This is a genomic window from Picosynechococcus sp. PCC 8807 (genome assembly GCF_001693295.1).
GTDB lineage: Bacteria > Cyanobacteriota > Cyanobacteriia > Cyanobacteriales > MRBY01 > MRBY01.
The window spans coordinates 288,053-308,919 of sequence record NZ_CP016483.1 but is presented as its reverse complement, the minus strand read 5'-3'; the positions used below and the strand labels follow the sequence as shown (position 1 = coordinate 308,919).

The following is a 20,867-nucleotide window of genomic DNA, read 5'->3' as shown; positions in this document are numbered from 1 at the left end:
CACGGGTGCGTTCGCCTTATCATAACCTCAACATCATGCGGGCGATATTAAAGTAAATCAAAACCCCAATCACGTCCACCGCCGTTGTAATAAAGGGTGCCGACATTAGGGCCGGGTCTAACCCTAGGTATCGAAACAAAAATGGTAGCGAGGAGCCAGCCACCGATGCCAGCACGGCGATCGCCACCAAACTGATCCCCACCGAAATGGCCACCGCCAGATTTCCCTGGAGAAAGTAGGCCCAAACAATCACCACAATCCCCAGGATCGCCCCTAATAATGCCCCGGCGATCGCCTCCCGTCCGACTACCTTCGCCGGCCCCAGATCGTTCAGATCTTCCGTATTCAAACCCCGAATCACCACCGTTGAAGACTGCGCCCCCACATTTCCCCCAGTCCCCGTCAAAAGCGGAATAAATGCCGCCAAAATCACCACCTGTTCCAAGAGCGACTGCTGGGAGCTAATAATCCAGCCCGTAAAGGTATTCGTAATCAGCAACACAAACAACCACACAACCCGCTGCCTGGCCACCGTCCACAGATTCATCTGGAAATAATTATCACCATCCGTTTGCAGCCCCCCCAACGCATAGATATCTTCCGTGGCTTCCCGTTCAATAATGTCGATTACATCGTCCACCGTAACGACCCCCACCAGACGATCTTCTCGATCCACCACAGGTAAAGCGAGTAGGTCATACCGTTGAATCGTTCGCGCCACTTCCTCTTGGTCAGTATCTGTGTGAACCGAGACCACATCCCTGGTCATAATCTCTGACAACGGTAAATCCGGCTCTGAAACAACGAGATCCCGTAGGGAGACAATGCCTACCAGTTGCCGGGACGCGTTAGTGACATAGAGGTAGTAGATAATTTCCGATTTGCTGGCCTGTTGCCGAATCCGCTCGATGGTTTCTGAAACGGTAAAGGTTTCTTTGAGGGAAATATACTCCGGGGTCATTACCCGGCCAGCGGTATCTTCCTCGTAACCAAGCAAAAGATTTGTCGCCTGTCTCTCCTCGGGGCTGAGCTGCTCCAGGAGCTGCCGGACAACCTTCGCGGGCAATTCATCGAAAAGACGCACCCGGTCATCGGGGGACATTTGGTCAACGACTTCCCGCACTTCCTGGCGCTTAAATTTTTGAATGAGGGCCTGCTGCACCGATGAATCTAGATATTCATAGACTTCGATGGCCTCCGCTTTAGAAAGCAGGCGGAAAGCAATGACCTGCATCGATTCTGGTAAATCTTCGATCGCCTCGGCAATGTCAACGGGTTGTACGGGCACAAGTAGCGATTTAGCCCCTTGCAAATTGTTCGATTCCAGCAAAAGCAACAATTGGCTTCGGACCAACTGGCGCAGCTCAGTATGTTTAGCGGATGTAGTCATCTTGATGGATCGTTTTGCCTCGGAATGTGCGGCCAACAACAGCCTGGGTACCCAGAACAAAGCTTAAAGGAAGGGTGACTCTGCGATTATCTAAGTAAAAGTGCTCAGGCTATCAAAAAAAGGAGAAAGCGCTTCATAAAACTTTATTTATTCTACAAAACAAGTGTCCCCCAAAACTTGTGTTTATTTTTTTGACTGTGCTAGCCTAGTATTGTTGGGAATCAAAAGAATTCGAAAGTACTCGGTTACGGTTTTGTCTCGTTTGGTATTGTGTTTGGTTACGACAGTATTGACAGAAAATCTCCCCGCCCGATACGACTACGAACTCTCCTTCCCCGATGCACAGATTAAGTCATCTTTAAGGAGACAATTTTTATGTCAATTTATGTTGGAAACCTGGACTACGCCGTAGAAGAAGACGATCTTCGTGAAGTCTTTAATGACTACGGTAAAGTAAAACGCGTTTATCTTCCGGTAGACCGTGAAACCCAAAGAAAGCGTGGCTTTGGCTTTGTGGAAATGTCTAACGATGAAGAAGAAGATAAGGCGATTGAAGCCCTCGATGGTGCTAGCTGGATGGGCCGCGACATGAAGGTCAATAAAGCAAGACCCCGCACCAACAGCCGCTAAATATCACCTCTGCGTTGGCATGGGATGTAATTTCTAAAAAACGTCCATGCTTCCAAACAACATGAATTAAATTCAGTGAGGCCACTAGTTTTGTATCTAGTGGTTTTTTTGATCGCCATGATTCGGGAGCAGCAACAAAAAAACTCCCCAGACTTTCCGAGAGAGTTTTTTGGCGATCGCCTAGGCTGTTCCGGGAATTACACAGTAATTGCAGCTTTTTGGTTGAGTCGATCCAGTTGACGCGTCAGGAGACTGAGGAATAGTCCCACATCGGTAACCACGCCGACGGATTCTACCGAGCCGCGATCGCTTAATTTTGTGACTACCGCAGGATTAATATCGACACAGACCATCTTCACCCCGGCAGGAGTCATATTGCCGACGCCAATGGAATGGAGCATCGTCGAAAGCATCAAAACCATATTGGTGCCTTCCAAAAGACGCGCATATTCTTCCTGGGCGCGAATCAGATCCATTTCTGTATCGGGGAGAGGGCCATCATCACGAATAGATCCGGCTAAACAGAAGGGCACATTGTTTTGGACGCATTCATACATTACCCCCTTTGTAATGAGCCCCTGGGCCACGGCATTGGCGATACTGCCACAGCGACGAATGGTATTGATTACCTTGAGGTGGTGACGGTGGCCCCCACGCACAGGGACGCCTTTATTCATATCAACGCCGAGGGAAGTGCCCATCATTGATTGTTCAATGTCGTGGACGGCGATCGCATTACCACCGAGCAAAGTATGGACATAGCCCTGGCGAATTAAATTGGCGAGATGTTGCGCCCCCCCGGTATGGATCACCACTGGCCCAGCCGTGACCGCAACTTTTCCACCTTGGGCGCGGATTTTATGGAGTTCCCAGGCAATTTGCTCAACGACCAATTCCACACGGCGTTCACTCGAAACCCCGGCCCCCATGAAGCTAAATTCTTGTTTTTCGGCGCTGGGACGAGCGGTGGTTTTATGGTTGGTGCGAATCCCGTCGATGCCCACAACAACTTTTTCTCCCACCTGGAGATCCCGCAACAGACGACAGCGGGCATGAATAGTGCCGTTGCTCTCACTAATGGCGATCGCCCCGTCCATGCGTTGGTGGGTCACCTTAACCCATTGGCCTTTAATCCTGACCTCCGTGGGATAGATATTCGTCACATAAAAATCATCGGGGGCGACTCCCATTTGCTTCACAGTTTCTAGGTGCGCATCCTGAATATCTTCTGCCGAAGCACTGATCGCGCCCATTTCAATGAGGGCGGACATAATGTCTTCCATGGTGGTGGGAGAGGGTGCGGATACCCGTACATTGGCCGATGACGTATTTTTTCGCTCGATGCCGAGGTTGAAATTTAATACTTTTGCGCTGCCGCCCTGTTCATTGATTAAATCCAAGGCTTGGTTCAAAATACCCGCGTCGAGGAGATGCCCTTCGAGGTGAATAATCCGACTATCCACCGGAGCATTGGCTTGGGCGGTTTCTTGAATTGGTTCTGTGGTTTTTAGGGTTAAACATTTTGCAGCTCCCCCTGCCTTGAGAAATTCCGTGAGGGACGTTTGTCGCACCTGCAAGCCCTTGGTGGCGATCGCCGTTTCGAGTTCTGGGCTGATTTTATTCATGATGATCACATCATCGACATTGACCGCATTGCAGGCAAAATTCACCGCATCTGGTTCGGGGACAACAATACGCTTCTCCGCCGGAATCCGCCGCTCAATTAGGGCATTGGAGTAAGTATCAAAGGCGGGAGGATAGTAGAGGAGATAACCGCCGCTTAGGGGACAAAAGCAAGTATCGAGGTGATAAAAGCGGGGATCGATCAGGCGTAGGGATAAAACTTCCACATCGAGCCATTGGGCAATGTAGGCGTGGGAGTCGAGTTCAGAGCGAAAACCATAACCAGCCCATAGCGCTCCAGAATCCCGGTCAAAGAGGGCATCGCCTGCCCCTTCAAAGGGCAAATCCTGGGGCAGCTCATAGACCTGGAAACCATTTTCCGCAAACCATTGCTTAAAGTAGGGTTCTTCCCCTTGGCGCTCTGGGTGATAGAAACGACTGAGAATCGCTTTTTGACCCAAGACCAGACCGGCATTGGCCGTAAAAACCATATCTGGCCAGCCCTGGGCAGGGGGCACGAGATCAACAACGGCATACTCTTTGATGATTTGATGTAGGGCCTGCCACTGTTCAATGGCTTGAGCTTGGGACGATTTGTGGACGTTTCCTTCCATCCAAGGGTTAATGACATAGTCCACCTCGTAATAGTCGGGGGCACACATCAAAATGCGGGTTGGGTTGGTCATGGTCAATTTAAAAGCTGAATGGTTTAGGACTAATCATGCAACGGGAAAAGCGAGCGAATTGTATTGATCGGTACGGTACAAAACTCTGTTTTCTGTGGCGCGAGTTTAATTCTATGGGGTCGCTAGAACCACCGCAAATTAAGTTTTTCGAGTTTTTAGGCTTTGGGGGCAATCGCCCTATTCTTATATTGCTAAATGCTGACAAAAATGCCTTGGATACTGGCAATATTTGACGATTTTGTTGGCCTTTAAAGGATTATTTTGTCATGAAAATTTGACATAAAACTGTAGCGGCGATCGCCTTTGGACTAGGGCCGAGATGTTAATTTATATATCAAAACCTTGAAAAGGACTTTTATTCAGGGAAATTTAAGGGTAAGCACCCCCCTAATATTTTTCAGGAGAGTCGCCATTATGACCACCGCCAAGCAGTCCAAGAGCCAAGGTTCCTTTGACTCCCTAACCGAAACCGCTAGCAACGATGAGCTTGCTGTGTTTGATCCGGATGAAACAACCCTCCGGAATGGTCAGACCACAGATTTAGTGAGGCTGTATCTGCAGGACATCGGGCGCGTACCGTTACTCGAAAGAGATGAAGAATTAACGGAAGCCCGCAAGGTTCAAAATTATATCCAGCTTTTGGAAAAACGACAAGAGGGGGCAGAAGCAGGCGACGAAATTTTGGCAGAATTTTTGAGTTGTATCAATGTCCATGACCGCCTAGCCATTGAGTTGGGTTGCCGCCCTTCCCTCAATCGCTGGGCCCAGGAAATGAACCTAGAGCGAGCCGTATTGCGGGATATCATTCGCCAGGGGAAACAGCGTTGGGCTGAGCAAGTGGGCTTAAGCGTTAAAGAACTTGACTCGATCCTCAAGGCTGGGGCAAAGGCCAAGGAGCACATGATCCAGGCCAACCTCCGTTTGGTGGTTTCTGTGGCCAAAAAATATCAGAATCGCGGCCTCGAACTTTTAGACCTTATCCAAGAAGGAACCCTCGGTTTAGAGCGGGCGGTGGATAAGTTCGACCCGACAAAGGGCTATCGCTTCTCGACCTATGCCTACTGGTGGATTCGTCAGGGGATTACCCGGGCGATCGCCACCCAAAGTCGCACCATCCGTCTCCCGGTTCACGTCACCGAAAAGCTCAATAAAATCAAAAAAGCACAACGGCAAATTTCCCAAACCCAGGGTTGTACCCCCAGCTTAGACGACGTAGCCCAGGCCCTGGAGATGACCCCAGAGCAGGTGCGAGAGGTCTTACAAAAGGTTCCCCGTTCCGTTTCCCTCGAAATTCGCGTCGGCAAAGACCGGGACACAGAGTTAGGTGATCTCCTAGAAACCCAAGATGCTTCCCCCGAAGAAAATCTTGTGCGGGAGTCTCTGCAACGTGACTTGCATAACTTACTGACAGAACTCACCGACCGGGAACGGGAAGTCATTCAACTGCGCTATGGTCTAGGCGATGGTAAAACCTACTCCCTCGCAGAGATTGGCCGAATGCTAGAGCTTTCGCGGGAACGAGTACGCCAAATTGAGGCAAAGGCTCTCCAGAAACTCCGCCAGCCCAAACGCCGCAATATTATGCGGGATTACTTGGACACATTGTCATAAACATAAATGAGCCATCCCAAGAGGATGAGGCGATGATCTAGGGTTCCTTGACTCTAGATCTTTTTGATGTTCAGTTTTTTTACGACTAGCCTAAAATCCAGATTTTTCTTCTCGAAAGCTTTTTCTAAAAGAGTTTGGGAAAGAGGTAGACGAAAATTTAGTCAACCACAACGAAAAAAGACCACAAAAAAGGGGCATTGCCGCCCCTCGATTGAACAGTGTTTGAGAAGTTGAAATTAAGCAGCCGTCTTTAGACGTGCATAGAAAATACCGCGAATTCGGACTTCTTCGGGATCTTCTGCACCCATGTCAGTGGATGAAGTTTGCTCGCTTTCAAAGGTGCCGGCAATTTCACCAGTTTTCTCGTCGATTTTGGCAATTTGCAGGGAAATTTCACCAGTGCGAGATTCGTACTGCTTGATGTTGGCGCGGGTTAGCTCTTCTTCATCGGCTTGGGAAGGTAGAGCGACAGCGTTGTCATAACCGCTAGCAGTACCACGGGCCTTGGGATCAAGGAATACAGCACCACGATAGGGGGGAACCCGGAATTCACCGATAAAGTCAGTGGAAGTGTTGATGGAGTCAGACGGGGTAGAGGTCTGGGCCACTAGATTTTTAATGGTGAAGAGGAAAGGTACTTGGTCACCACCGGGCAACTGAACCGTAATCGGTTGGAAATCGATACCGTCTTCTTCTACCAGGGTAAGGAGCCCGTCGCTATCGGCTTTGATCTTCCCGGTCATTTGTTCGAGGGAAGAGGTGTAGCGGGTAAGGGGCTTACCTTCGATGAATTCAGCTTCACGACGCTTGTTGAGGGGCTCTTCCTTAACAAAGTAGGTTTGAGGCTCTAAGCAGAGGTCAGAGAATTCAATAGTTTCATTGGGAGCAATGGGAATTGTTCCCCGGGTGAAGTTCGCGATTTGGGGGCAGGAGTTCGCGAGTCCTGTATTGAGAATTTCGTCGTATGTTAGTTGCTTCACATCGACGGTCGCAGCATCGGGCGCTTCACTACAAGCAGTTAGCACGCCGATACACAGAGCCAGAATGGCTGCTAATAACGAACGTAACTTCATGATTAACCTCTTTTTGTCAATCTCAGGGCGGAACTAATCTTGTCCGTTCCACTTAATTTTTTAAAAGTCTGGGATCTAATAGGGACAAGCTATCCGGTTTTATATCGGTATCTACTCTACCAAATTGGGATCCTTTAGTGGTAATGAATCCTCATCTTACCTGGGCGATCGCCTTGGGTTTTTTACGGCAACCAGGGATATTGGCGGAAATTTGGCGATCGCTTTTCCAAAAAAGCCTGCTTCCCTTCTCTACCCTCTTCTGTCATGTAATAAAGCATAGTGGCATTCCCCGCTAACTCCTGGAGGCCCGCTTGCCCGTCACAATCAGCATTCAGCGCCGCCTTAAGACAGCGAATCGCAATGGGGCTTTTACTCAACACTTCCCTGGCCCACTGCACCCCCTCAGCCTCTAGCTGGGCGACGGGAACCACTTGATTTACTAGGCCCATTTGCAGCGCTTGCTGGGCATCATACTGACGACAAAGAAACCAAATTTCCCGGGCTTTTTTTTGTCCGACAATACGCGCCATGTAACTCGCCCCAAATCCACCGTCAAAACTGCCTACTTTTGGCCCCGTTTGCCCAAAAATTGCATTATCTGCGGCAATCGTTAGATCACAAAGAAGATGCAGTACATGGCCGCCGCCGATCGCGTAGCCCGCCACCAAAGCGATCACCACCTTGGGCATCGAGCGAATCAGTTTCTGCAGATCCAGCACGTTTAGGCGCGGTACCCCGGCTTGATCGACATAACCCCCTTCACCCCGCACCGATTGGTCGCCACCAGAGCAGAACGCATATTTCCCATCCTGCTCATGGGGGCCAGCCCCCATGAGCAGGATGACACCGATGTCTTGATCTTCCCGGGCATCGCAGAAGGCCTCATACATTTCAAAGATTGTCTGGGGTCGAAAGGCATTGCGCTTGTGGGGACGATTAATCGTGATTTTTGCAATCCCATCTAACTTTTGATACAAAATATCTTCGTAAGCTTTGACGGCTTGCCAAGCAAGAGATTCCATAATTTTTCATAGACAATGACTGCCCGTCATCTTATCCCATTCCCCCACTGCTAAGGTTCACTGGCCTTGTGAAAGATGTTTCCCGACGGAGGCTCACACTCTTTTAAAGGGCCGACAAACTTAATATTTTTTTGTTAACCTTTACTTAAAAGTACGGAAAACCCGAAACTGTTTTTGACTATTTTTCGGTAAAAACTTAAATTAGTCTTAAGTATGTTTAGGATCAAAGAAAAAGGTAAGAGAATATTCTTGGGATCAACTCAATTGCATTTAAAAGCTTTTTAATGAAACTTCAAACGACCCTCAAAATCACCGACCTTAATTTTTTTAGAATTCAGGACAAAGCTATGGATTGTTCATATTCGCTCCCCTGTCCGAACTGTGGTGCTCCAGCTCTGCGCCGTTATTTACACAACTCTAGCCTGCGGGAAACAACTTGTGAAACCTGCGATTATTTAATGGTGAGCTGTGAAGAAACCGGTAATGTTGTCGAATCCTATGCCCCTGGCCTTTATAGTTTCTAGGGCCGCTTAATGGTCGATAGTCCCTTGGCGATCGCCAATCACCCGTAAACCTTTTTTAAAGACAAAATCTTTCCCCAGGAAAATTTTTAGAATCCTGTAATGAACTCTCAAGCTTCAACACCTTGGGAGCCTCTTTCCCAGAATATTCTCTACCACTTCTTTGGATCCGACAATCAAAATCCTAGTCATTTTTCACTCTAATTCTCACTCTTACCTGTCAATTCTTTTGCAACAAAGTGATTTTTAACTAGGAGAGATGATTGTTCGCTTTCGTGAAAATGAAGCTAGTTCATCGAGTTGCTTTTACGTGAATCTACACACGAACTGAGTCACCAGCACCAAGCCCAAAATTCAGCCTCCAGAAAGATTGACGTCTGATGGTCGCTTTTTTGTAAGAAAATGCAAGCAATCAGTTATCCTAGACTGACACATTTAAGTTTTGGCAATCATTAAGGAGTAAGAGTGGACATTCAAATTGGTCGTGGCAAAACAGCTCGTCGTGCTTACGGATTCGATGAGATTGCCCTCGTTCCGGGCGGTCGTACCCTAGACCCTGAACTGGCAGATACCAGTCTCGAAATTGGTGGAATTAAGCTAAATATCCCAATTTTAGCCAGTGCAATGGATGGCGTTGTCGATGTAAAAATGGCAGCGCTGCTTTCTGATTTGGGTGCAATGGGCGTATTGAACCTTGAGGGACTCCAAACCCGTTATGAAGACCCCAACCCAGTCCTTGATCGGATCGCCGCAGTTGATAAAACCGAGTTTGTCGGCTTAATGCAAGAGCTCTATTCCAAGCCGATCCAACCGGAGCTAATCCAGAAACGCATCCAAGAAATCAAGGCTCAAAACGGCCTCGCTGCAGTGAGTCTTACCCCTGTCGGTGCCACCAAATATGGCAAAATTGTCGCTGATGCTGGGGCCGATATTCTCTTTATCCAAGCAACGGTAGTTTCTACTTCTCACCTATCTCCTGAAGGGATTGTCCCCCTAAACTTGCACAAACTTTGTTCTGAACTGCCCATTCCAGTTGTCCTGGGGAACTGCGTTACCTATGATGCAGCGTTGGAACTGATGCGTGCAGGGGCAGCGGCCGTGCTCGTGGGGATTGGCCCCGGAGCGGCTTGTACTTCCCGTGGTGTGCTTGGAGTTGGTGTTCCCCAGGCAACCGCAGTTGCTGATTGTTCTGCGGCCCGCGATGATTATGAGAAAGAATCTGGCCGCTATGTGCCGATCATTGCCGATGGTGGAATTGTTACTGGTGGCGATATTTGTAAATGTATTGCTTCTGGGGCAGATGCAGTAATGATTGGGTCTCCCATTGCCCGTGCGGCGGAAGCACCGGGTCGCGGTTTCCACTGGGGGATGGCTACACCTAGCCCTGTACTACCCCGGGGAACTCGGATTAATGTGGGGACAACTGGCACGATTACCCAGATTATGACGGGGCCAGCGAAACTTGATGATGGAACCCACAATCTCTTGGGCGCTCTCAAAACAAGTATGGGAACCCTCGGCGCCAAAAATATCAAGGAAATGCAACAGGTAGAAGTAGTAATTGCTCCTTCGCTGTTGACAGAAGGGAAGGTCTACCAAAAAGCCCAAAAACTGGGCATGGGTAAATAGGCTCGGCAACGATTGCTGATTTTCGGCCTGGAGGTTTAGCTTTTTGAAAAGTGAGCCTTCGTTTTAAGCAAATCCATCAAATTAACCGAAAGAAAAGGGAATGTTTTTCAACACTCCCTTTTTTTCTTGTTTTGGTAAAAAAATTATTCGACTGAGATGAATATTGTTTAACCGATCCCAAGGTACTGGGCCTCCGCTTCTAACTGCTGCACGAGGTGGTCATTGCCGGAATTCCGGGCGGCTTCGAGGCGATGCTGCAAATTTTTCTTGAGGTTTTCGCGGTGGGTGCGTTTAATTTGCTTGACGATTTGCTGTTGAACGTTTCTAAACATGATCTTCTCGCTGGGGATAATTGGCTATTTTTAGAGTAACAGGCTTCAGATTAAACTGTATCAAATACTACAAAATACTTAAAACATGATGGCGATCGCCTTAGTGACAGATTTCGGTTTACAAGACGGCTATGTGGGGACAATGAAGGGGGTCATGGCGGCGATCGCCCCCCAAGCCCTAGTGATTGATCTCAGCCACAATGTTCCGCCCCAGGATCTGTGGGCTGGTCGCTTTTGTCTGTTGAGTGCAGCGCCTTATTTCCCGCCGGAAACAATCTTCGTGGGCGTTGTGGATCCGGGGGTGGGCACTAACCGCCAGGCGATCGTCGTGGAATTGAACCAAGGTTATTTTGTGGGGCCAAATAACGGTCTAGGGAGCGGTTTGTTTGCAGATGATGCCATTATTGCGGCGGTAGAACTGGATAATCCCCAGTATTGGCGATCGCCCCTAAGGGAAAACCTGAGTCACACTTTCCATGGCCGGGACATTTTCGCGCCAGTGGCAGCCCATCTTTCCCTGGGCGTTCCTTTATCCAAGCTGGGTCGTCCCCTCAAATCAACAGAAATCATGCGTTTAAATGTTCCACCCTATCAGAGCAATGGCAAGTCCTACACCGGGATAATCCAGCACATCGACCACTTTGGGAACTTGATTAGCACCATTCCCAATACTGTATGTGCAGATAATCAGGGCCAAGCAACGTTAGCGGGTCAACAAATTCCCCTGGTTTGTACCTATGGAGATGTGCCGAAAAATTATCCCTGTGCCTTGATAGGAAGCCATGGTTGGTTAGAAATTAGTGTAAATCAAGGTAATGCCCAACACTTTTTTCAGGTGCAACGGGGCGCAATGGTTCAATATCAAATTTCCTAAACATGCAAGCCAATTAGTCTCTGATAACCCACAAAAAAGAAGCAATAAAAAAGGAAAGCTTTATGTTAAAAAAAACTTTCCTTTAAATCAGGGATTAGATTTGCCGACGATCCAAATAATAACTATTGTCTAAAAGCCATTAAATGAACCTTGAAAAAATCAACTATTCTTTGCCAAGGCGCGGTTGGATTACACCATAACCACCGTGGTTGCGGATATAGATCACATTGATGGCATTTGTGTCTTTGTTCAAGAACATATAGAAGTCATGGTCTACCAACTGCAACTGCTCTAAAGCCTCATCAATGGTCATGGGGGGCATCGCAAAATACTTCATCCGTACCACTTCAGAGGGAAGCTCTGGGGCGCGATCACCAATGAGATTATCTGGCACCGGATCCTCAGGTAACACTTCACTAGTTTTTTCCTGAACATGGGTTTTCTTGCCAAAATTTTTCTCTTTATATTTGCGGAGTTGGCGGGCGATTTTATCAGAAACAAGGTCAATGCTGGCGTAGAGATTTTCACTGCCTTCCTGGGCGCGAATCACTGTACCATTGGCGTAAACAGTAACTTCAGCTTTATGCTTGTCGGTAATGCGAGCATTGTTAGCAACAGACAAGTGCACATCTACTTTTGTGGCGAAGGTTTGAAAGTGCTTGGTTGCTTTTTCAAGCTTATTTTCAACATAGTCATGGATCGATTCAGTTACTGCAATGTTGTTGCCTTGGATCAATAGCTTCATAGTCTCTGGTTACTCCATCTGAATGGATAAAACAAGTTTACTTTGTACACAATTTACGAATGAAATCTGGATTTTAAGCCTAAGAAAATTCGCAATGAAATGACTGGTGTAAACAAGAACTTGTTGGTGAAGTGTTTCGTTATTCTAGCAAGGTTTCTTCAAGGCGAAAAACTATTGTGGTGGCGTCATATATAGATCCGTCCGTTTAATATTACGCAACACTTCTACAAGTATTAGCGTAGGTTTGAATACTAGAGAAACTTTTTTTGATGAGATAAACAAACTGAAAATTAAGCGGTTTTTAGTTCTTTTGGAGAAAATTAGTTGCTGACAACTTATTGACTGGGAATTTTTAGGATTTATCTCTTTCTCTCTATAGTTTTAATTGTAGGTTTTGCCTTTGGGCCTTGTCAATTTATCTTTTTTGAAACATTAAGAAAGCCAGGAAGCTTTTACAGTTCTTAACTCTTTGCTATGGTGAGGACAATATCTAACATTGTTTTGCCAAAAGGCGATCGCCCCTTGATGACTTTTAATGTTTTGTCGGATCCCTTGACATTGCGTCATATCAATTCACACCCTTTCCCCCTTTGTCTATTTTATCAAGGGGGAATTTGGCCTTACACCGAAGCTTGGGCACAGCAACAACAACTGGTGGAAGCACGCCTACGGGATGGGCAGTTGAGTGATGTTTTACTGCTGCTGGAACACTTTCCGGTCTACACCCTAGGGACAGGTTCAAAGCTGGATTTTGTGAAATTTTCTCCAGAAACCGCAGGCATAGAATTGCATCGGACAGAACGGGGCGGCGAAGTGACATACCATTGTCCGGGACAATTGATCGGTTATCCGATTTTGAATTTGCGTCGCCACCAACAGGATCTGCACTGGTATCTACGGCAATTGGAAGAAGTCTTAATTCGGCTTTTGGCGCGCTATGGCTTGGTGGGAGAACGAATTCCTGGACTAACTGGGGTTTGGGTCGAGGGTCACAAGGTGGCAGCCATTGGCATCAAGGTGAAGCGCTGGATTACGATGCATGGGTTTGCCCTGAATGTTTGCCCGGATTTGGCGGGATTTAAACGGATTGTTCCCTGCGGCATTGGCGATCGCCCCGTGGGGAGTTTGCAGCAGTTTTTACCGGAGATTACCTTGGCCCAAGTGCGCGAAGATTTACCGAAGATTTTTGGCGAAGTTTTTCAGTTGGAGATGATCAAGCAACAGGATCTCCTAGGCGAAGCAAGCCGCAATCCAAAACAGACCATCGACGAGGAGAGTACTGACCACAGCCCCGGCGAAACTCCAGTAGGGGATTTGGGGCTGACGGAAGGCCCACCAACTAATGCCGATCAATAAATTCACCAAAACAACTGCCCAACTGATGCCCCAGAGGGTCTGCATCTGGGCCAAGGCCGCTTGAAAAATGGGCATCACAAAATCCGGTTCGGCATACATGAGCTTGCGCCAGTAGGGGATCAAATCCGTGAGGTAAAAGTAAATGTCGGTGATCGCCGTACCAAGAAGGGAACCCAGGTAAAACAAATGTCCCACCAAGCCCCGCTTTTGCCACAGACCCCAGAGAGCAAAGGGTAGACCAATCGCTTCCACCGGAAGATGTAAAAAGGGTTCGTAGCGCAACCAGCCCCAATAGATGGCTCCGGCTAACCAGCTCCAGCTAAACCCCCAGAGGAGATCACCCCAAATTTCGGTATTTTCTCGCTGCCGGAGGCCACAGGCGATCGCCACCCAGAGGAGAGTCAAGGCCAAACTCAGCCAGGGAGCCGTCCTGACCAGGGGGGCTTGGAAAAAAACAGGCACAGAAACCAAGAAGCCCGACGCGAGGCAAATTAGCAGGGGAATATTGCGGCGGAGATCCTGTTGTCGCTTGAGAACATACACTGCACCGACAGAGAAAAGAGGATGGTTCAGCAAAACAAAGTGGTTTGTAACAATAACTTGTAAATATTTATTAATGAATTTTAACTTATGACTCCCGATTTTCTCATAAAGAGGACGGGAAATTTGCCTGATTTTGCCATTTCTGAGGGGCGATCGCCGAGGATTTAACCCCCGAGTGGGGAATCCCCAGGCCGGATTTTTCTAAAAGCTAGTCAAGGTCAACCAGATTGACTAGAGTAGTTGAGGCAGATTTACCCGACGCCCAAGGGAAGCGACATCAATGCTCAAAAAAAAGCAACAACGGCACTGGTTTGAGTTCAGCAGTATGGTGGCCCTCGGCTTGGTTCTATTTCTGTTGATTAGCTTTTGGCATCTGCGCATCAATGCCGCCACGCCCGAAAATAAGTTGGCGATCGCCCCGGTACAGTTCAATTGGTTCCAAGGGATTATTTTAGGATTGGTGCAAGGCTTAACCGAATTCATCCCCATCAGTAGCACTGCTCACCTCAAGGTGATCCCCGTGGCCCTCGGTTGGCCCGATCCAGGGGTGGCTCTCACCGCCGTGATTCAACTGGGGAGCATCGTCGCTGTGCTGGGTTATTTCTGGCAAGATTTACGGCAGGTCATTGGTGGGGCTTGGCAAGCTTGGCAACAAAAAGATTGGCAAAAACAAGAGTGGCGCATGTTTTGGGGCATCGTGTGGGGGACTTTCCCGATCCTTTGCGTGGGTCTGCTGCTCAAAATTTTTGTCCCTAACTATGACGCGTCACCGTTGCGCAGCTTAACCGCCATTGCGATCGCCTCCATTGTGATGGCGATTTTGTTAGCCCTTGCCGAACGTTATCCCCGGCACCAACGCGCCTTTGACCAGCTCAGCCTCAAGGATGGTATTCTCATGGGCTGCGCCCAAGCCCTCGCTGTCATCCCCGGAGTGTCGCGGTCTGGTTCGACGATTACAGCGGGTTTGTTTATGAATCTAGACCGAGCTACGGCGGCGCGTTTTTCGTTTCTGCTAGGGATTCCGGCTATTACCATCGCTGGCCTGGTGGAATTCCAAGGGTTAGTGAGTGGGGGATTAACAACGGTGCCGCCCCTCACCCTAATTGTCAGTCTGATTTCTTCAGCGGTATTTTCCTACTTGGCGATCGCCTGGCTGATCCAATTTCTCCAAAAACACCAAACCTGGGTTTTCGTCTGGTATCGATTAGGCTTTGGTATGATCATCTTGGCATTAACCCTGCTGCGTTAACCCATGAGCGTCTCCACCATCAAGCCCGCCCAAATTTGCCATGTTGTCCCCGATTCCATTGCCGCTGAAATTGGCTTTGAGGCTGGTGATGCCATCGTTTCCATTAATGGGATGAAGCCGAGGGATCTCATCGATTATCAATTTCTCTGCGCCGACGAATACCTCGAATTAGAAGTCCTCGATGCTAAAGGGAAATCCCATTACCTCGAAATCGAAAAAGACTACGACGAAGACCTGGGTTTAGAGTTTGAAAATGCCCTCTTTGACGGTTTGATTCAGTGCAATAACCGCTGTCCCTTTTGCTTTATCGACCAGCAGCCCCCCGGCAAACGCCAAAGCCTCTACTTAAAAGATGACGACTATCGCCTCAGCTTTCTCTATGGCAGTTATCTCACCCTGACCAACCTGACCGAGCAGGAATGGCAACGCATTAACCAAATGCGCCTCTCGCCCCTGTTTGTGTCCGTCCATGCCACTGAGCCGGAGATTCGTCGGCAACTCCTCAAAAATGACCGCGCCGGGGAAATTCTCACGCAACTCCAATGGTTTGCGGATCATCGCTTACAAATCCATGCCCAAGTCGTCGTTTGTCCTGGGATCAACGATGGGCCTCATTTAGAAAGAACATTGCGGGATTTGGCTGAATTTCACAGGGGAGATTTGCCCGCTGTGATTTCGGCGGCGGTGGTGCCGGTCGGTTTAACTCGTTTTCGCCCTAATCTGACGGAACTTAGCCCCGTTGATCAAGCCAAAGCCCAGGAGGTGATCACCCAAGTGACGGCGCTCCAGGCAGAGTTTCGGGAACGGTTTCAGACGAATTTTGCTTGGCTGGCCGATGAGTGGTTCCTGATTGCGAGGGCAGAACTGCCGCCAGAGTCCCATTACGAAGACTATCCTCAACTGGGGAATGGGGTGGGTTCGATTCGCCAGTTCATCCGGGATTTTCTCAACACCGCCGATGAAACTTTACCGCCGGCGATCGCCAAACCCAAGCACTTCACTTGGGTCGTAGGGAATGCCGTAGAACAAGCCTTTGAACCCCTTGTCGCGCGTCTAAACCAAGTGGAACATTTAACAATTACCCTAGCGGCCTTAAATAGTGACTACTGGGGCCAGGCGATTACGGTTACCGGACTGCTCACGGGGGAAGACTTGATTAAAAAACTGGCTGGCCGAGATTTTGGCGATGGCATTTTGCTCCCGACGGTGATGCTTAAGCACGATGAAGCCAAATTCCTCGACGATAAAACGGTGGCAGAAGTGGCGATCGCCTTAGAGACCCCCATCTATGCTGTAGAAAATGTCTTAGATTTGATGAACCGCTGTTGTCAAGATTAACAGTTCACAAAGAAGATTATCGAAACATTAAGAATTAAATGCTTCTTCAGTAAATAGAGTATGTTTGCTTTTCTAATAAAAGAGGAGGCCGATGCCAGCAGGTAGCATTTACAAATGGTGCTGCTCGTTTTTGGTGCTCGGTTGCATAAAGCTGGCCCTATGAATATTGAAGCGCTTCTCAATGACTATGCCTTGGGACAGAGGTTATTTCCCAGGGAACGGTTTACTGCCGCAAACTTGACTGGGTTAGACCTAGCCCATACCAACTTTACCGGAGGAAATTTTGTTTCTGCCTCCCTCGCAAGGACGAATTTGCACCATTGCCATCTACGTCAGGCCAACCTCAAACGAGCTTTTTTATACGGCGCGAACCTTAGCTATGCCAAATTAGACCAAGCCGATTTGACCGGCGCGGATCTCACGAAAGTTAATCTCCAGGGGGCGACCTTAACCCAAGCAACCCTAAATCACGCCCAGCTCAGTGGGGCCATTATGCGTTGGGTCACTTTTTTCATGGCAGATCTCCAAAATGTGAATCTCTGTGGCGCCAATTTAACGGGGGTCAATTTTCGCGGGGCCAATTTAACAGGAGCGGATCTCAGTTGGAGTAATTTGAGTGAGGCGAAGCTCAGTGGTGCGATTTTGCAGGAAACAAATTTACAAGGCATACAGTTACAGGCCGCCTATCTCAATGGTGTTGATTTTCGGCGGCAGGATTTTAGTGGTCTCAATTGTGCTGGAATTCTTTTCTGCGGTGGAAAAGGCCACGATATGAACTTGGTGGGAACCAATTTAACTGGAGCCAAACTGCGTTTTACAAGTTTTGTCCGGGCCAATTTCTCACGGGCATCTCTGCACCAAGCTGATTTCCAACACGGAAATTTAACCGCCGCTAACTGTCAATATGTAGAGGCGATCGCCAGCAATTTTCAGCAAGCAGAATTAGTTTCGACGGATTTTCGGCATGCTCAACTCCAAAGGGCCGATTTTCGGGGCGCAAATCTCTGGGGAGCCAATTTCGCCCGTGCTGACCTCCGGGGAGCCAAGTTTCAGGGCGCTAAACTAAATCAGACAAATTTCCAAGGGGCTGTTTTTGAATTCGATCCCCGCACACAGACTCTCCTTGCTTCGTAAGGGAAAGTACAAGATCAAAATTATCCCAAAGCGGACTATAATCCTGGGGAACTTGTTACGTTACAAAAGTTAATGGACGCCCAAACGATTGTATTTTGCGACTTTGACGGCACAATCACGACCGTCGATACCTTCGGCGATGCCCTCGGTAAATATGCGCCGGAGGTGGCCGCTGACATTCTTCCGGGCTTGTATAACCGCAAGATTACGCTCCGGGAAGGGGTACGCAAAATCCTCGAAGCGATTCCCTCGGAGTAATTTGCTGCTTTTGTCGGCGAGGTGGATGATAAGCCTGTGCGTCAGGGCTTCAGTGATTTTCTCCAGTTTTTAGGCGATCGCCAAGTGCCGATTGTGGTGGTCTCCGGCGGCCTCGTGCCAATGGTAGAGCGGGTTTTAGCGCGCCCCGGTACCGATGGCAACCCCCTGCATGATCACATTGAAACGGTTGCCGCGATGAATATTGATACCTTTGATCCCTATTTCAAAATTATTGCGCCCTTTGAAGGGGGGACAGAAATGGTGGAAAAAGTGCAAGTGATGGGGAAGTATAAATACCAAAAGGCGATCGCCATCGGGGATTCCCTGACGGATATCAATATGGCCCTCAAAGCAGATTTGGTTTTTGCCCGCGATCGCCTCCAGCAATATCTGGATGAAGAAGGCAAAACTTACGTGCCTTGGGAAACCTTTGATGATATCCGCCATTACCTCGAAACCAACGGTTTTCCGGCCTAGTAAGCGCCTTTACCAAAAAAGACGATCCGCACCGTTTCTAGCAGAATATCGAGATCGAGGTTCAAAGACCAATTGTCGATATAGTACAAATCTAGCCGTGCCGCATCATTAAAATCACTCAGATCAGAGCGGCCCGAAATTTGCCAGAGCCCCGTGATCCCCGGCAATACCTGATGGCGGATATGGTGCCATTCGTCAAACCGTTCCACATCCCGCAATGGTAAGGGGCGCGGCCCCACCAAACTCATCTGGCCCAGTACCACATTAATTAATTGGGGCAACTCATCAATACTGGTGCGGCGGAGAAATTTACCCAGCTTGGTAATGCGGGGATCGTCTTTAATCTTGAACAATACCCCATCTTTCATTTGATTTTGCGCTTCTAGTTGGGCCTGCAACTGGGGTGCATCGACGACCATTGTCCGAAATTTCCACATCTTGAAGGGTTTGCCATTGAGACCCGCCCTCGGTTGCCGAAAGAAAATTGGCCCCGGTGAATCGAGACGAATGGCGATCACCACGCCGACCAACAGCGGTGAGATTAGCAGTAGACCCAACCCTGCACCCAGGAAATCAAACCAGCGTTTCAGGCGATAATCCCAACACAATAACAAAGGCGTTTCAATGCGGAGGGTGGGAATTCCCGCGAACATTTCCGGTAAGCCCCGACGATAAAGCATTTCCCGACTAGATGGCATCAAACGAATCGCAATCCCCGCACTGCGCAAGTGCCAAAACAAATGGGAAGCCAACTCTGTTTCCGGCAAGTCTTTGACTAAAACCTCCTGGGCGCCTGACTGACGAATTTGGGCAATGGTGGCCTGGGTGCCGGCCATGGAAGCGAGGGCAGCACCAACAATTTTGTAATGGGGACGTTTTTTGATCACCCGCTTGAGGCAGTCCAACTGTTTTGCCGGTGCCACCAAAAAGACATTTACCGGCGGTGCTTGGCGATCAAACTGCCGTAGGATAAGGGTCAGAATAAAGCGAAAACCTACAACAAAGGCAATGCTGAGAAACCACGCCGTAATAAAAAGTGAACGGGGCGGATCCAACATTGGATTGTGAAAATAACTGCCGACCAAGAACAAACCATAGACCAAGGTGATAATCCAGGCGGCGCGGGTGTAGTTCTGGGGAGCCGGAGGGAGGCGATAGAGATGATTTCCAAAGAAAAAACAGAGGGTGACAATGGCAAAAATCCAGAACAGACTGGGAATATCGAGCCACACCCACCAGACCAGATCTGCCGGAATGGGTGAATAAAAATTATTAATGTAGTCCGCGAGTTGCCAGGCGATCGCCAACCCCAACAGATCACTACCCACCAGCAATAAACCCCTTTTCCAGCGGCCTTGGGCAGTTTTTAACCAGTGGAGCGGATGAATCGCGCGGATATCCTGGGTGGGAAGGGGAAACGGAGACTTGGGCATGGATCGAGGCCATCAACTGGCAATACAAAGAAAATACTTAAAATCCCTCAGGGGTGGGCAGAATTTGAAAAGAATTAGGGCGATCGCCGCCGGAGCAGTTGCCAGCCAAACAGCAAAATAAACGCCCCATTATGGATGAGATAACGTTTCCAGAGGCGGCGGGGTTCTTGGAGCAGTCGATAAAGCCACTCCAAACCCAGGGGCCTTAACCAGTGGGGGGCCTGGGAAACCGTACCCGCATGGAAATCAAAGGCAGCCCCCACCCCCAACAAAACGGCATTAAGGTGAGGGCTATTTTCGGCCATCCATTTTTCTTGCTTCGGGCAACCCAAACCGACAAAAACCAGCTTCGCGCCAGATTGTTCGATGCGCTGTCTTGTGGCGATCGCCTCGGCGGAGGTTGGTGGCCGAAAAGGGGGCGCTTCTACTCCGGCAATTTGCAAATTGGGAAATTTTTCTAAAAGATGATGCTGCAATTTTTCGAGGGTTTCTGGGCGACTGCCGTAAAGATACACCGGAAGTTTCTCCTGGGCAGCCATGGCGCAACAATGGATCATCAAATCCGGCCCATAAACCCGGGTCGCCTGGGGATAACCCAACCATCGCAACCCCCAAACTAACGGCATTCCGTCCGGTGTCGTCACCAAGGCTTGGTTGATAATTTTTTGAAACCCTCGATCCCAGTAGCCCGTCATCACCATGTGTACATTGGCGATCGCCCCATAACCAAACGTTCCATCGCGGATCGCCGCCGCAATTTCGGCCCAGGCCCGTTGATAATCTAGGCAATGCACCCTTGTTTTTAGAATGTGCCGCTGGGGAATATCCGTCATCAAAGCCATGGCGATCGCCCGCAAATATCAACGCTTATTCTAAGATGAGGATTACCAGGCAAAAACCTGACCCTTGGTCAAAAAACGTAAACTTTCACCCTCCCATCGTC

Annotated in this window: 19 protein-coding genes and 1 pseudogene; 11 read left to right on the top strand and 9 right to left on the bottom strand. The window is 48.8% G+C overall.

Annotated elements, in window-relative coordinates; all coding sequences use genetic code 11:
* Positions 1-19: 19 nt before the first annotated feature.
* Positions 20-1,390: a magnesium transporter gene (mgtE, locus tag AWQ24_RS01465; protein ID WP_012305907.1), complete on the bottom strand. Its 1,371-nt coding sequence runs from the start codon at positions 1,388-1,390 to the stop codon at positions 20-22.
* Between the two features lie 375 nt (positions 1,391-1,765).
* Here mgtE and AWQ24_RS01460 point away from each other — a divergent pair, with 375 nt between their 5' ends.
* On the top strand, positions 1,766-2,020 hold the full coding sequence (locus tag AWQ24_RS01460) for an RNA-binding protein (RefSeq protein WP_012305906.1): 255 nt from the start codon (positions 1,766-1,768) through the stop codon (positions 2,018-2,020).
* Positions 2,021-2,217: 197 nt separating this feature from the next.
* Here the strand turns inward: AWQ24_RS01460 and AWQ24_RS01455 are convergent, their stop codons facing one another.
* A complete protein-coding gene (locus AWQ24_RS01455) occupies positions 2,218-4,329 on the bottom strand; it encodes a TIGR00300 family protein (protein ID WP_065715802.1) in 2,112 nt (703 codons plus the stop codon).
* Between the two features lie 414 nt (positions 4,330-4,743).
* Between AWQ24_RS01455 and sigC the strand changes: the two genes are divergently transcribed.
* The gene (gene sigC, locus AWQ24_RS01450) at positions 4,744-5,940 is read left to right on the top strand and encodes an RNA polymerase sigma factor SigC (RefSeq protein ID WP_012305904.1); all 1,197 of its coding nucleotides are present in this window, start codon (positions 4,744-4,746) and stop codon (positions 5,938-5,940) included.
* A gap of 236 nt (positions 5,941-6,176) precedes the next feature.
* On the opposite strand, the gene AWQ24_RS01445 is transcribed toward sigC, so the two are convergent.
* Both AWQ24_RS01445 and menB read right to left on the bottom strand, forming a co-directional pair.
* Positions 6,177-7,013, bottom strand: coding sequence for a photosystem II manganese-stabilizing polypeptide (locus AWQ24_RS01445; RefSeq protein WP_030006064.1), 837 nt, complete (start codon positions 7,011-7,013; stop codon positions 6,177-6,179).
* 182 nt (positions 7,014-7,195) lie between these two features.
* On the bottom strand, positions 7,196-8,035 hold the full coding sequence (menB, locus tag AWQ24_RS01440) for a 1,4-dihydroxy-2-naphthoyl-CoA synthase (RefSeq protein ID WP_065715801.1): 840 nt from the start codon (positions 8,033-8,035) through the stop codon (positions 7,196-7,198).
* A gap of 347 nt (positions 8,036-8,382) precedes the next feature.
* Between menB and AWQ24_RS01435 the strand changes: the two genes are divergently transcribed.
* A complete protein-coding gene (locus AWQ24_RS01435; RefSeq protein ID WP_041443725.1) occupies positions 8,383-8,559 on the top strand; it encodes a hypothetical protein in 177 nt (58 codons plus the stop codon).
* Positions 8,560-9,021: 462 nt separating this feature from the next.
* Positions 9,022-10,185 (top strand): GuaB3 family IMP dehydrogenase-related protein, encoded by a 1,164-nt coding sequence (locus AWQ24_RS01430; RefSeq protein WP_012305900.1) that lies wholly within the window; start codon positions 9,022-9,024, stop codon positions 10,183-10,185.
* Positions 10,186-10,352: 167 nt separating this feature from the next.
* Here AWQ24_RS01430 and AWQ24_RS16370 read toward each other — a convergent pair whose 3' ends face one another.
* The gene (locus AWQ24_RS16370) at positions 10,353-10,517 is read right to left on the bottom strand and encodes a hypothetical protein (RefSeq protein WP_012305899.1); all 165 of its coding nucleotides are present in this window, start codon (positions 10,515-10,517) and stop codon (positions 10,353-10,355) included.
* Positions 10,518-10,602: 85 nt separating this feature from the next.
* Here AWQ24_RS16370 and AWQ24_RS01425 point away from each other — a divergent pair, with 85 nt between their 5' ends.
* The gene (locus AWQ24_RS01425; protein ID WP_065715800.1) at positions 10,603-11,391 is read left to right on the top strand and encodes an S-adenosyl-l-methionine hydroxide adenosyltransferase family protein; all 789 of its coding nucleotides are present in this window, start codon (positions 10,603-10,605) and stop codon (positions 11,389-11,391) included.
* Positions 11,392-11,554: 163 nt separating this feature from the next.
* On the opposite strand, the gene hpf is transcribed toward AWQ24_RS01425, so the two are convergent.
* A complete protein-coding gene (gene hpf, locus AWQ24_RS01420) occupies positions 11,555-12,136 on the bottom strand; it encodes a ribosome hibernation-promoting factor, HPF/YfiA family (protein ID WP_065715799.1) in 582 nt (193 codons plus the stop codon).
* Positions 12,137-12,703: 567 nt separating this feature from the next.
* On the opposite strand from hpf, the pseudogene lipB reads away from it, so the two are divergent.
* Positions 12,704-13,348, top strand: a pseudogene (gene lipB, locus AWQ24_RS15835) (lipoyl(octanoyl) transferase LipB); the annotation flags it as partial.
* An 18-nt stretch (positions 13,349-13,366) separates the two neighbouring features.
* Here the strand turns inward: lipB and AWQ24_RS16515 are convergent.
* Positions 13,367-13,996, bottom strand: coding sequence for a DUF3120 domain-containing protein (locus tag AWQ24_RS16515; RefSeq protein ID WP_315862007.1), 630 nt, complete (start codon positions 13,994-13,996; stop codon positions 13,367-13,369).
* Between the two features lie 319 nt (positions 13,997-14,315).
* Here AWQ24_RS16515 and AWQ24_RS01410 point away from each other — a divergent pair, with 319 nt between their 5' ends.
* The 5 genes from AWQ24_RS01410 (at position 14,316) to AWQ24_RS01395 (ending at position 18,491) form a co-directional block, all read left to right on the top strand.
* Positions 14,316-15,284 carry an undecaprenyl-diphosphate phosphatase gene (locus AWQ24_RS01410; RefSeq protein ID WP_065715798.1) on the top strand — a complete coding sequence of 323 codons (969 nt, stop codon included), beginning with the start codon at positions 14,316-14,318 and terminating at the stop codon, positions 15,282-15,284.
* Positions 15,285-15,287: 3 nt separating this feature from the next.
* A complete protein-coding gene (locus tag AWQ24_RS01405) occupies positions 15,288-16,622 on the top strand; it encodes a TIGR03279 family radical SAM protein (RefSeq protein WP_065715797.1) in 1,335 nt (444 codons plus the stop codon).
* Positions 16,623-16,736: 114 nt separating this feature from the next.
* Positions 16,737-17,756: a pentapeptide repeat-containing protein gene (locus tag AWQ24_RS01400; RefSeq protein ID WP_049761541.1), complete on the top strand. Its 1,020-nt coding sequence runs from the start codon at positions 16,737-16,739 to the stop codon at positions 17,754-17,756.
* Between the two features lie 72 nt (positions 17,757-17,828).
* Complete coding sequence (locus tag AWQ24_RS16365; RefSeq protein WP_198161501.1) at positions 17,829-18,014, top strand: hypothetical protein; 186 nt, start codon at positions 17,829-17,831, stop codon at positions 18,012-18,014.
* A 21-nt stretch (positions 18,015-18,035) separates the two neighbouring features.
* Complete coding sequence (locus AWQ24_RS01395) at positions 18,036-18,491, top strand: haloacid dehalogenase-like hydrolase (RefSeq protein WP_012305891.1); 456 nt, start codon at positions 18,036-18,038, stop codon at positions 18,489-18,491.
* On the opposite strand, the gene AWQ24_RS01390 is transcribed toward AWQ24_RS01395, so the two are convergent.
* Positions 18,488-19,924, bottom strand: a complete 1,437-nt coding sequence (locus AWQ24_RS01390) for a sugar transferase (RefSeq protein WP_012305890.1) — start codon at positions 19,922-19,924, stop codon at positions 18,488-18,490. The genes AWQ24_RS01395 and AWQ24_RS01390 overlap by 4 nt on opposite strands.
* A gap of 74 nt (positions 19,925-19,998) precedes the next feature.
* Positions 19,999-20,766, bottom strand: coding sequence for a WecB/TagA/CpsF family glycosyltransferase (locus AWQ24_RS01385; RefSeq protein WP_157096815.1), 768 nt, complete (start codon positions 20,764-20,766; stop codon positions 19,999-20,001).
* Positions 20,767-20,867 lie beyond the last annotated feature (101 nt).